The sequence below is a fragment of the Agrobacterium sp. CMT1 genome (genome assembly GCF_037203725.1).
Classification (GTDB): domain Bacteria; phylum Pseudomonadota; class Alphaproteobacteria; order Rhizobiales; family Rhizobiaceae; genus Agrobacterium; species Agrobacterium pusense.
This window is the reverse complement of record NZ_JBBCAR010000019.1, coordinates 197,126-209,134: the sequence shown is the minus strand read 5'-3', so window position 1 is coordinate 209,134 and position 12,009 is coordinate 197,126. Positions and strand designations below refer to the sequence as shown.

The following is a 12,009-nucleotide window of genomic DNA, read 5'->3' as shown; positions in this document are numbered from 1 at the left end:
GACACTAATTTTGCGCTGCCGCTCTCCTGTCGATGATGAAAAATTTCCCCGTGCCTGCATTTAAGATCCCGACAGCCTCCGCTCGTGAACGGAGGGCGCGTAATGAGCAGCTTCTGACACCAGCGAGGAGAACGTGAGCCGTACGGCAACCGGCCTTCTGACCTTTTCATGGGCTTCTGGCACTCGCCCACCGCGTTCGTCGGTGGGGCGCCCGCGACACCATTGGCGCCTGTAGGCGTCTTGACGAAAACCGAACCTTTGGTCTGTCGAAATACCAGAAAATTGAGGTGAGCGCGCAATGCCTTGGCCTGCAATCGAGGGAGACCGTAGAAAGCAGAACACGATGACACGGCTTGCGGTCGATACTCTTATTTAAGCAAGGCGTATTTCATTTGATCAAGCAACAGATGTAAAAACGCGCGCTTAATTAACCCGCCGGCATTAATTGCTGACGTTGATAAAGGTGATAGGCGGGCGGACCTTTGTTCATGCTTTTTCAAGGATTGGGCGCCGGTTTTATTTCTGACCCTCTACTATCTACTATCCAGATCAGCAATATCGCCTGCTCAAAACTCTTCAAGAAACGGGCCGCATATATGGTCATGCAGGATGAGCCTGTCGCGGGAGAGCTTCAAGCTTTTCCGCGACAAGTTTTTGCAACTGCCAGAGATTTCGGTCGAAAATGTTGCGCTCCGCCAGATCAAGAACCGTGCGATGCAGATATTCCGCGCAGGAGCCGGCCGGCCCGCACGCTTGGGCGATCAACGCGGCGGCCTCATTGAGAGGCACCTTGCCGGTCAGCGACGACCGCTTCGGGCTTGCCCAGAACGTTAGTACCTGACGGGCGCCCGCAGGTGTTTTGACCGTGACCCAACGTACCATGTCAGACACCTCAGCATACCGGATTTCGCGCGCCAGAAGGTTCCGGATATCTCGTTTCTTTGTAGCACATGGAAGCTTGAGAACCACGCCGGAACAGCTTCCCCCTGGCTGAAGGGCGAGCATCAGACCCGGCGCGTCCGAGGTGGCACGAAGCCGTTCGATCCTTAGCGAGAACGCACGATGCCAACCGTGGACGACGGCGTTTTCCATGCCCGCCACTTCAAATCCGGGGTTCCACATCAGTGAACCATAGGCGAATATCCAGATTTCCTCTTCACCAGCTTGCTTCTCTACCCGCTGGACAAGTTCGTCGAGTTCTTCGGGCGAGATTGGCGTCCAGTCTGGCTCCGGGCCTTCCTCTTCGACGACCCTGAACGACCTGGCAACGAGTTCCGAGGTCAGATGCAAGGTCGCCGGCACTCGTGTTTTGACGGAAGATGTTCTCGGCATTCGGAAAACCTGTCCTGAGATGTTCGCCGCCGAGTTCACGGGTGGCGTTTGGAGCGGCTGCTGCCTTTATGAGGCGGGCGGGACGTCGACCACCGCGCGGAACGTGATCTCCACGATCTGTTCAGGGAAGGCCAACGCGCTTACTCCGATCAGGTTGCTTGCTACCGGCGGCGTGTCTGTACCGTACATCTCCTTGCGAACCTTGGCTCCGGCTGCGAACGCGCTCGGGATGTCGAGAACAAAAAGTGTCTCTTCCACAACGTCATCGAGTGTGGCGCCGAACTCAGCGAGCAGTTTCCTCGCATTGACGTAAGTCTGACGGATCTGGTCTTCCATCTGGGTGAAGTCGACTGGCCGGCCCCCGGCGTCAAGGGTGGCAGGCGCCACGAGCTTTCCATCGCCATCGTGGCTGAGCTGTCCCGAGATATAGATCGTGTCCTTGATCTGGACAGCCTGCGCGTATCCGAAAGCCTGCTCCCAGGCCACGCCGTGGTTTACGATTTTCCTGACAGATTTGGTGGTCGACATGATTAGTTTCCAATCGTGAAGTAACGCTTTCCGCGCGTATGAATATTTGAATTTGGGAGACGGGGGGTATGGGGGAACGACAAGTTCCCGCGATGTGGTCAGGACCGGATGAAGGCCAGGAGATCGGCGTTCAGCACATCGGCATTGACGGTGAGCATGCCATGCGAGAAGCCGGGATAGGTCTTCAGTGTGCCGTTTTTCAGCAGCTTCACCGATTTCAGGGCGGAGTCGGCGATCGGAACGATCTGGTCGTCTTCACCGTGCAGGACCAGCGTCGGAACGCTGATATTCTTCAGGTCATCGGTCTGGTCGGTTTCCGAGAAGGCCTTGATGCCGTCGTAATGGGCCTTTGCACCACCCATCATGCCCTGACGCCACCAGTTCTGGATCACGCCTTCATGCACGGTCGCGCCGTCGCGGTTGAAGCCATAGAACGGGCCTGCCGGGACATCACGGAAGAACTGCGCACGGTTTGCGGCAAGCGCTGAGCGGAAGCCGTCAAAAACCTCCATCGGGAGACCTTCCGGATTGGCCTTGGTCTTGACCATGATTGGCGGCACGGCGGAAACGAGAACCGCCTTGGCGACACGGCCGGCGGGTTCGCCATGCTTGGCGACATAACGGGCAACTTCGCCGCCGCCGGTGGAATGGCCGATATGCACGGCATTCTTCAGATCGAGTGCTTCAACGACGGCAAAGGCGTCGGCGGCGTAGTGGTCCATGTCGTGACCATCGGCAACCTGGGCGGAACGGCCATGACCACGGCGGTCATGGGCGACAACACGAAAACCCTTGGATACGAAGAACAGCATCTGGGCATCCCAGTCATCGGACGACAGCGGCCAGCCATGGTGGAAAACGATCGGCTGGGCATCCTTCGGGCCCCAGTCCTTGTAGAAAATCTCAGTGCCGTCCCTGGTTGTCACAGTGCTCATGGTCTTGGTTCCTTCGGTGGCGGTAGTGGCGGAATCACTCTTGGCTGCGAAGCCGAAAACGGGAGACATCGCTGTAACGGCAACGGCCGTACCTGCGGTCAGCAACACGTTCCGGCGTGTGAAAGATGTGAAATTCGTGGTCATCTCGCGTCCTGCGATTTCGGTTTGAAAACGTCAGGCGACGCTGTGTTCGTCTGACAGCAGCGATATTGCCGTGAGAGCCGCACATCAACAATTGATTGAATAGTGTCGAGTTTATTTCACAATTTGCAACAATGCGCGCAAACCTGAATGCGCAGTCTCATTCGGATTGAGGAATATGATATCGGGGCTGCGGAATTGGGGAATGCGCTTACCTCTGCCGATGGCCCCGGGAACAGGCAGATGCCAAGTCTCTTCGTCGCCGTTTTACGGGAGCACGATATCCTTTATCAAGCTTGGAGACTCAACAAAAAATGGCCCGTTGCACCACCGCGATCAGAAAATGACTGGAGTTTGCCTGGACCCACGGACAGACAGTACGAAGCGAAAGACAGGTTTTGTCCGCGCACAGAATTGAGAACCTCTTGAATATAGCCGGAGAGGACACCGCGCGATGCAAGCGTGTTGTCACGGCGGCCGACGGGTCAACGACAAGGGAGGAAACGAAGCAACCGTCTGCCGTCATCAGTCTTCAGTGTGCCGGACGGATTGATCCGGGTTAATTCAACCGGGCTGCCGGCCAAGACTCTCATGAATCTGAGAGACTACAGCGGCACCTTCGCCCACGGCGGCGGCGGCACGCTTGGTGGACCCTGCCCTGACGTCACCAATCGCAAACACGTTTTGAAGACTCGTCTCGAGCGGAAGAACGGATGTGCGCACAGAAGAAGCTCTCCCCGTCAGAATGAATCCTTTGTCGTCGACGTCCACACCGGAGCGTAACCATGACGTGTTCGGATCAGCGCCAATGAACAGGAAAAGATGCCGGACCCTGAAGGTTCGCTCACCACTGGATTGACGGTGTCGCATCACGGCCCCGCTCAGACCAGTCGAGCGGTCTCCCTCAAGGCCAACAATCTCGCTGTCGACATGGATTTCGACATTGGACAGCGCCCCGATACGGTCAATAAGATAGCTTGACATCGTATCTTTGAGGGGTCTTCGGACAACAACATGGAGCTGCCGGACCTTGGGAGCAAGGAAGACAATTGCCTGCCCCGCCGAGTTCCCCCCTCCGACGAGTACGACCTCTTCACCTTCGCATAGTTTTGCCTCGATAGGAGACGCCCAATAGGAGACACCCGACCCTTCGAATTCGGCGAGATTTGCCAACTGCGGGCGGCGATAACGCGCCCCGCACGCGATCACCACGGTTCGCGCATCGACGCTCCGTTCGCCATCGAGACCCAGCCGCAATATCGAACCGGTTCCCCATGGTGATTGAACAACCCGCAGGTCAATAACGGGGATGGGCAAAGCAACCTCGACCCCGAATTTTATCGCCTGGTTGAAGGCACGCGCCGCAAGATCTTGCCCGGAAATCCCTGCAGGGAAGCCAAGGTAGTTTTCGATCCGTGCGGACGCTCCCGCCTGGCCGCCTGCGGATCGTTCGTCAATCGCCAGGACACTCAAACCTTCGGAGGCCGCGTAGACGGCGGCCGCCAGGCCGGCCGGGCCGGCGCCGATGATCGCAACGTCATAGACGGCACCGGAAACGATCTCCTGTGCGACGCCCAGACAAACTGCGGCCTCGTTGTCTGTCGGATTCTTCAGAATGGCTCCGCCGGGGCACACCATCAGTGGCAGTTCTTCTCTCAAAATACCCAGTCGATGGACAAGATCGCGGCCTTGTCCGTCGGCGTCAGCGTCAAGCGCGACATACGGATATCCGCTTCGCGCCAGAAAGCCTTGAAGGCGGATAAGGTCAGCACTGCCCGGTTGACCTACCAGTACCGAACCGGCACCGCCCTGATCTACCAGGGCGACGCGCCGCAATATAAACGCGCGCATCACGATCTCTCCGATGTCGGCGGTGCCGATGATCAGAGCTCTAAGATGCGGGGCGTCGAATGAAACGGCCATGCACCCCTCCGTACCGGCACGCCCACTCGCCAGGGATGGCCTGCCCGACAGCTGGCTGACCTCTCCGGAAAATTGACCCGTCGTATGTCGGGTCACGGGAACGCTGGATGATAGGCCGTCCTGGCGCAAAACCTCAATCGATCCTTCGAGCACCAGCCAGGCGGGTGCGTGCCTCTCGCCGACATTGAAAATCATCTCACCGGGCAGAAAGTACCGCGGTTCGTCATCAGCGAAACGTCTTGCCGTCGCAATCTGTTGCGGATCGAGTGCCGGAAACATCTGGTGTTCACGTGAGCCTGCGGCGGTCATACCTTTTCCAATCTCAGTAGTAGCGGGGAATCGGGCCGCGTTGGGGCGTCTGGTCGGGCAGGTCCACGAATACCTCGTCGATATAGCACCAGCCCCAACCTTCAGGAGGATCGTAACCTTCTATGATGGGATGGCCGGTCTCGTGAAAGTGCAAGGTCGCATGCTTGCCGACCGATTGATCACAGCAGCCGACGTGGCCGCATTGACGGCAGATCCGCAAGTGGAACCACTCCATGTTCTCCTTGAGGCACTCCTCGCAACCGAGCGTCCTCGGAGTGACCGACCGGAGTGTGGATTTGTGGTTGCATCCGCTCATGACCGCGCTCCATCATCATACCAATGAGAGTATCCCAGTTGTTGAGAACTCATTTACCATTCCTCAGCGCCCAGTGACGCCCGTCCACGCCGTGCGATGGGGATCCGGGTTCATGTGCAAGGCTCCTTGATGCAATCGATCGCTCATTGGTCCCGCCGATGTCGCTCATCGATGACGAGGTTATGCCCTCCTAAGCGGGAGTGCGATACCAGACTATGGTGTAGGTCGTTGATGGTCTGATCAGCGTACCGGAGCGAAAGGCGGGTGCCACCGGCATCCGGCCAAGTCGCCACCCAGATGGCAACGAGTTGCTGCTTCTAAGCCGAACTCGCATGTCTCCGCTCAGATCAACCGCGCAATGTTGCTGGAGAAGTTTACGACGGTCCGCCTCGGCGGATCGCGCTGGTTATAAGTTCTTGCCAAACACTTATAACTGACACGTCCGCGTCGTTATAAGCTTTTGGCACCTACGATCGGGGAAGCACGCGCTGCGCAGCGTAACCATCTCCCGGCTGCCCTGTCGTACATACACCAGGACTACATCACTCTAACCTCCGGGCTAATTACCAGACCGTGGCAGGCGCAATAGTCTCCGAGGTGCAGGAGCGGCCAAACCAATTTGACAGTCGCTCCTTTTAATATCGAAGAGGAGTGTTCGCTTGAAACTATACTACTATCCCGGTGCATGCAGCCTTTCAGACCATATAGCTCTCCGAGAAGCGGGTGCCGATTTCCAGATCGAGCGCGTTGATCTTCAAACCAAAATGACGTCTTCTGGTGAAGACTTCAGGCAGATCAACGCGAAAGGGTACGTACCAGCTCTGGTCTTGGACAGCGGAGATGTTATCAGCGAGAATGTCGCAATTCTCGACTGGGTCGCCGCAATGTATCCAAGCCTGGGCGTTGGCGGACCACTTGGAAGAACACGGCTGCTCGAGACCCTCGCTTTCATCTCATCGGAGTTGCATCAGGGCTTCGAATCCCTCTGGTCTCATCGAGGTGCCGAGGAGGTTGCGCGTGCCGAGGCATCGTTGCGACCAAGATTCGGTTTCCTGTCGCGCAACTTCAAAGGCGAGTTTCTTTTTGGAGACAATCCCACTGTCGCGGACTTCTATCTGTTTGTGATGCTGTTGTGGGCAGAACGTTATTCGCTCGATGTGGAGACGCATCTCGTTGAGTATCGGGAAATGCTAAAGGGGCGTCCCAGCATTGGTGCAGCTATGGCTGCAGAGGGCCTCAACTGACAAACTGCTGGCGCTAAACCATCAGCGCCAGTTAGTGCCCGGGCCAAATCCGCAGTGCCGCCGGACCAGGGACGTTTCTGCCGGACCCGAACCCGGCGTGTTTCCGCCTTCAGACCTGATGGTGCCGTCTGACGTCGACCTGTGGTTCAGCGGCAGGAACGGGCAGCCGCGCACAGAGAGTGCCGTGGGGTTCGCGGTTTTCAATGTCCTCAATAGCTGTCGGTGACGGCCCGGCATGTCTCTGGCGGGGAAGGCCCGTGACAAACCAGGTCATCCGCCGCGAGAGGTTGTGATACGGCGGTTTGGCGGATGAAAGCCTTGAGTGCGCGAGCGCCATAACTCGCAACGCAGGTCGACGGGCCGCGTCGCATTATACGGATCTGCAATTTGCGTGGGCACCAATGACCGATCGACTCCCGCCGGCTGTCTAATAAGAGACGTCAGAAGCACACAGTAAGCACAGTTTTTCTCCTTGAAAAATGTCGGACAGCATCGCCAAGCTTGAAGCCGAGTAGCGCTTTGGTGGTAGGCAACGATACCCGTGTCGAGCTCACACGCTCCTTGGGGAAGACTAAAATGACGGTAGCTTGCAACGTCCTGAACGCGACGCAAGCCTTTCATTTATCGTCCTCTTACCGGAGCAAACAATGCATTCCAAACTCAACAAGAACCTTAGGACCGCGCGAGACGAGATAGTCCCGTCCCGGTATGTTGTTAACGTTGGCGACATCGAAGTGATCATCATAAGCGATGGAATCCTGACGCCTCCTGCAGAGTCCATGGCCACGAACGCGGATCCAAAAACCCGCAATGCCTGGCTTGATGAACGGTTTCTCGATCACGACGCTTTCGACTGGGCCTTGAACGCCGTTGTCGTCCGTAGCGGCGATCAGACAATACTTATCGATAGCGGTTTAGGCGAAGAGTACCCCAGCTTTCCTCGGGCAGGCCAGTTTGTTGCGCGACTTGAAGCGGCGGGCGTCGATCTGGCATCGGTAACCGATGTGGTGCTGACGCACATGCACTTCGATCACGTTGGAGGCCTTCTCGTACAAGGCGTGAGGGATCGCCTTGCACGAGACGTTCGCGTTCATCTGTCCGCGGCGGAAGCCGCGTTTTGGACGAACCCTGACTTTTCGCGCACTGCGATGCCACCGGATCTTGCGGAGCTTGCACGCAGTGCCTCAAGAGAATTTCTCTCGGTCTACGCAGATAACCTGATGACCTTCGAACACGAGACAATGATCGCGCCTGGTGTCGTGGCCACGAAGACCGGCGGCCACACTCCGGGCCACAGCGTGGTGCGTATCTCTTCGAATGGCGAAAAACTGATGTTTGGAGGGGATGCATTGTTCCCTGTCTCCTTTGACCATCCTGAATGGCATAATGGATTTGAGCATGACCCCGAGGAGGCTACAAATGTCCGCCTTCGGCTTATGGCGGAACTGGCCGGAACGGGGTCGTGGCTTGTGTCGACACACTTGCCATTTCCATCCCTGGGACGGGTCGCACCTTCTGAAAAGCTGTATCGTTGGGTGCCGGCACCCTGGGACTACTGATCAACAGCAGTCATAACGATTCCCTGCCGTCCTGCCGCATCGCAGGGCGGCGTTTTTTTTGAATGCACGGCCGACCGCTTGTGAGCGCGCGCCTGCTTTCACACCCCGCGGGATATCTACAAGAAGCAAGTCAAGAGCCATGGGCCCGCTAAGGCGTGGCCGGTGAGTTCTGATTGCAGCTCTTGCTGTAGTGCACATGCAACCTGGATGAATGCCTATACGTTTAGCCGAACGTCAGGTAGGAAACCTGCCCTCTTCCTTTGCCTGGAGATTGTCATTCATACCGCGCCACGCGGCACCCCGCCTTGACTGATGATGAAGGTCCACCAATTCGTCAAAAGCCGAGTCGTCAACCGGTCCCTACCCGAATCTTGGGCAATTTTGCCAAGTTCCCTTACAGCCGTGGAACGAAACCTGGGCAGCGGGGCGGTAGGCGATCGGATGCTGGAATGTTTTCGCTGCAAATTCCGCAATCAAGCAACACACACAGCAATCCGGCAAGGTCGCGTCCTTCTTGTCTCGCCTAAAAATGTCTCCGTAAACAGCCTCACAAAAGGAGATGGCCATGCCTGACACCCTTCGCACCACTCGAACACCCTACCACGACACTCTTGTTGCACCTCCGGTACCTTTTCGGCGCAACTTGCTGCTGCTGGGCCTGTCCGCGCCGCTGGTTGCAACCGCGCCGGCCCGGGCAATTGCAAAGACAGTTGACGTCGCAGCCGCCGCAATCGAGGGCAGCAATCGTCAAATGAATTATGTGACCACCGCCGACGGCGTCGACATTTTTTATAAGGACTGGGGTCCCAGGGACGCCCAGCCGTTGGTCTTCCACCACGGGTGGCCGCTTTGCGCTGACGATTGGGATACGCAGATGCTGTTCTTCCTCGGCAAAGGATATCGTGTGATTGCACATGACCGGCGTGGCCACGGACGATCGAGCCAAACCGGTACCGGCCACGACATGGACCATTACGCTGCTGACGTCGCCGCGCTCGCAATGCATCTCGATCTTCGCAACGCGATCCACATCGGTCACTCCACTGGCGGCGGCGAAGCCGCCCATTACGTCGCCAGACATGGGCAGCCTCAGGGTCGGGTGGCGAAGTTGGCTCTCATCGGTGCTGTACCGCCGATAATGGTCAAGACGAGCAATAACCCCGGAGGCCTTCCGATAGAGGCTTTTGACGACCTTCGTGCCCAGCTTGCCGCCAATCGGTCCCAGTTCTACTTTGATCTGTCGAGTGGCCCGTTTTATGGATTCAACAGAGACGGCGTTAAACCCGTTGATGCTATCATCCAAAACTGGTGGCGGCAGGGGATGATGGGCGCCGCGAATGCGCACTACCTCGGCATCAAGGCATTTTCGGAAACCGACTTCACGCAGGATCTGAAAACAATCACTGTCCCGACAATTGTTATGCATGGAGGGGACGACCAGATCGTTCCTCTCGCCAATTCCGCTCCGCTGTCCGCGAAATTGCTGAAGCGCTCTACCCTGAGGGTTTACGAAGGTCTCCCCCACGGCATGTGCACAACGCACTCGCAACTGATTAACACGGACCTCCTCGCTTTTGTCAAAAGCTGAACTGTCGGGAGGCGGTGCGCGATCTGACACCGCCTCCCCGCGCCAGACAGTCATCTCACAGGGATATCACTGTTCATATAGCAAACGCCAATTCTGACACCATCGGACATGGGACACTCGTGCAATGGGGGAAGCTCTCTTCGTATCCGGATAGCCTCGCTCCACGATCGCCGAGATGAACCTAGGCTGTTGGATGATACCTCATCGGCGCGCTGTCCCGTATCGTTCTTTCTCGTTCTCGACATGGAGCCGATAGAAGGACGCGCACGTGGTTCGCCTAAGGACAAATTTCCGTCAATCAGAAACAGGTAAGGCGACGAGCAGCTACGCCGGCCAATCTGCGTCGGGCGTTCCAGCGGACATGGAAATGGAGCGAGTGCTGCGAACCCCGCCGATTGAATCCCTCAATATTCACGACCCTTTCGAGACCCGTTTAGCCCGCTGGAAACATCAAGCGTTTCACGATGTCGTAAAGCCGATGTCCGACCATGTCGTAATGACCTATCTCGGCGCGATGCAACGCCTCGAACGCGTCTCCGGGAGAGACCACCGCTCCGCCATGGGGCGTAGAGGCACCATCACCGTCATACCCGCTGGCTCCAGTTCCCGTTGGAACATCCATGGTCCGATGGATATCGTCCAGCTCTATATGGCACCCCAACTGCTCGATCACATCGCGCAGGAATGTCCGGGATCTACTCGCACGCTGATCGAGATCACGGCCCGGCCCGACGCGTTCCTGGCGGCGCTCCTGGAAAGATCGCTTGGATCGCCGGACAATCCCTCCTTCCTGGAGGCGCTTTATCGCCAGCAGATCACGTCACTGATCGCGGTTCATCTTCTAAAGGGTCCCGATCATGCAGCCGAAGATCCGGGGAGAGCCTCGGGGGGCCTTGCTCCGCACGTGTTGCGAACAGTCCTGGAACGGCTGTCATCGGACGACGAACTGGACTTCTCACTCGGGGCGCTCGCCGCCGAAGCGAACCTGTCGCGGTTCCATTTTTGCCGGGCATTCAAGAAAAGTACGGGGGTGAGCCCGCATGAGTGGCTGCGGGAGAGGCGGCTGGAGCAAGCGATGGGAATGCTTCGGGACCCGCGCGTGCTGATAACAGACGTTGCGGGACAACTGGGCTATGCGACGCTGACCGCATTCAGCGTCGCATTTAAACGTCACACGGGACTAACGCCGAGCGAATGGCGAAATGAAGTTCTTTGAGCCAGTCCGGCTCATACGAGCGTCATGCCTCCGTCAACGTGAAGTTCGATGCCGTTGACAAAGCTCCCCGCGTCCGAGGCAAGAAAAAGGGCCGCACGCGCAAGTTCTTCCGGTCGCCCCATGCGACCGGCAGGAATAAGAGACGCCATCTGCTCCTCGAACGCTGGGAGCAGGGTTTCGGGAACGCCCAACTTTTCCAGGATTGCTGTCTCAACGGGCCCAGGGCTCAGGATATTGACCCGGATCCTCCTCGGTTTCAGCTCGATCGCCCAGTTCCGCGCAAAGGCTGCGACAGCCGCCTTGGAGCCGGCATAGACCGTGTGTTCGGGCAGCACCTTGGTCGCGGCAAGGGAGCTGGTCACGATGATGCTTCCACCATCCCGTATCAATGGCAACATGGCCTGTACTCCGAAAAACACCCCTCGCGTGTTGATGGCAAAATGCCGATCATAGTCCTCCGGCGTCACGTCGGCTGACGTCGTCAGATTAATGATACCGGCGTTGGCCATGTAGACATCCAACCGGCCAAATTTTCCGGCGACGAAGTCGGCAAGTCTCCTGTGATGGTCGAGATCAGCACTGTCGCCGACGAAACCCGCCGCACCGTGGCCGATTTCATCAACTGCCTGTTTTACCACGTCCGCTCGCCGTCCCGTGATAATCACCTCGGCGCCTTCCTCTGCGAAGAGTTGAGCGGTCGCCCTGCCGATCCCGCTATTACCGCCGGTTATTACAACGACTTTGCCACTCAGATGCTGCATGTCTCTGTTTCCCATTAAGATAGAAGTGAGTTCACCGGCGGCGAAAGGCGCGCGCCGGGATGGCGGCAGCGGGAGCAACTTTCCGCTTCCGCGGCCCGCCGGTCGGTCAATGACACCGATCGGTGGCTGAACGACTGGTCAAACAGCAAAGGCCGCA

General features: G+C 57.6%; 10 protein-coding genes. 4 read left to right on the top strand and 6 right to left on the bottom strand.

The window, feature by feature from the left end; translation table 11 throughout:
• Positions 1–600: 600 nt before the first annotated feature.
• From WA845_RS23970 to WA845_RS23950, 5 genes are all read right to left on the bottom strand, one after another.
• Positions 601–1,332: a gamma-glutamylcyclotransferase gene (locus WA845_RS23970; protein WP_262623018.1), complete on the bottom strand. Its 732-nt coding sequence runs from the start codon at positions 1,330–1,332 to the stop codon at positions 601–603.
• 66 nt (positions 1,333–1,398) lie between these two features.
• Positions 1,399–1,860 carry a Rid family hydrolase gene (locus WA845_RS23965; protein ID WP_262622741.1) on the bottom strand — a complete coding sequence of 154 codons (462 nt, stop codon included), beginning with the start codon at positions 1,858–1,860 and terminating at the stop codon, positions 1,399–1,401.
• A gap of 98 nt (positions 1,861–1,958) precedes the next feature.
• Positions 1,959–2,795, bottom strand: a complete 837-nt coding sequence (locus tag WA845_RS23960) for an alpha/beta fold hydrolase (protein ID WP_443111980.1) — start codon at positions 2,793–2,795, stop codon at positions 1,959–1,961.
• A 705-nt stretch (positions 2,796–3,500) separates the two neighbouring features.
• Positions 3,501–5,168 (bottom strand): FAD-dependent oxidoreductase, encoded by a 1,668-nt coding sequence (locus tag WA845_RS23955; protein WP_337322743.1) that lies wholly within the window; start codon positions 5,166–5,168, stop codon positions 3,501–3,503.
• A 13-nt stretch (positions 5,169–5,181) separates the two neighbouring features.
• On the bottom strand, positions 5,182–5,484 hold the full coding sequence (locus WA845_RS23950; RefSeq protein WP_044460160.1) for a UBP-type zinc finger domain-containing protein: 303 nt from the start codon (positions 5,482–5,484) through the stop codon (positions 5,182–5,184).
• 659 nt (positions 5,485–6,143) lie between these two features.
• On the opposite strand from WA845_RS23950, the gene WA845_RS23945 reads away from it, so the two are divergent.
• The 4 genes from WA845_RS23945 (at position 6,144) to WA845_RS23930 (ending at position 11,091) form a co-directional block, all read left to right on the top strand.
• Positions 6,144–6,728 (top strand): glutathione S-transferase C-terminal domain-containing protein, encoded by a 585-nt coding sequence (locus tag WA845_RS23945; RefSeq protein WP_337322742.1) that lies wholly within the window; start codon positions 6,144–6,146, stop codon positions 6,726–6,728.
• A gap of 647 nt (positions 6,729–7,375) precedes the next feature.
• Positions 7,376–8,287: an MBL fold metallo-hydrolase gene (locus WA845_RS23940; protein ID WP_112637155.1), complete on the top strand. Its 912-nt coding sequence runs from the start codon at positions 7,376–7,378 to the stop codon at positions 8,285–8,287.
• 751 nt (positions 8,288–9,038) lie between these two features.
• A complete protein-coding gene (locus WA845_RS23935; RefSeq protein ID WP_337322817.1) occupies positions 9,039–9,875 on the top strand; it encodes an alpha/beta fold hydrolase in 837 nt (278 codons plus the stop codon).
• Between the two features lie 367 nt (positions 9,876–10,242).
• Positions 10,243–11,091 (top strand): helix-turn-helix transcriptional regulator, encoded by an 849-nt coding sequence (locus WA845_RS23930; protein ID WP_337322741.1) that lies wholly within the window; start codon positions 10,243–10,245, stop codon positions 11,089–11,091.
• Positions 11,092–11,102: 11 nt separating this feature from the next.
• On the opposite strand, the gene WA845_RS23925 is transcribed toward WA845_RS23930, so the two are convergent.
• On the bottom strand, positions 11,103–11,852 hold the full coding sequence (locus WA845_RS23925) for an SDR family NAD(P)-dependent oxidoreductase (RefSeq protein WP_337322816.1): 750 nt from the start codon (positions 11,850–11,852) through the stop codon (positions 11,103–11,105).
• Positions 11,853–12,009: the final 157 nt, after the last annotated feature.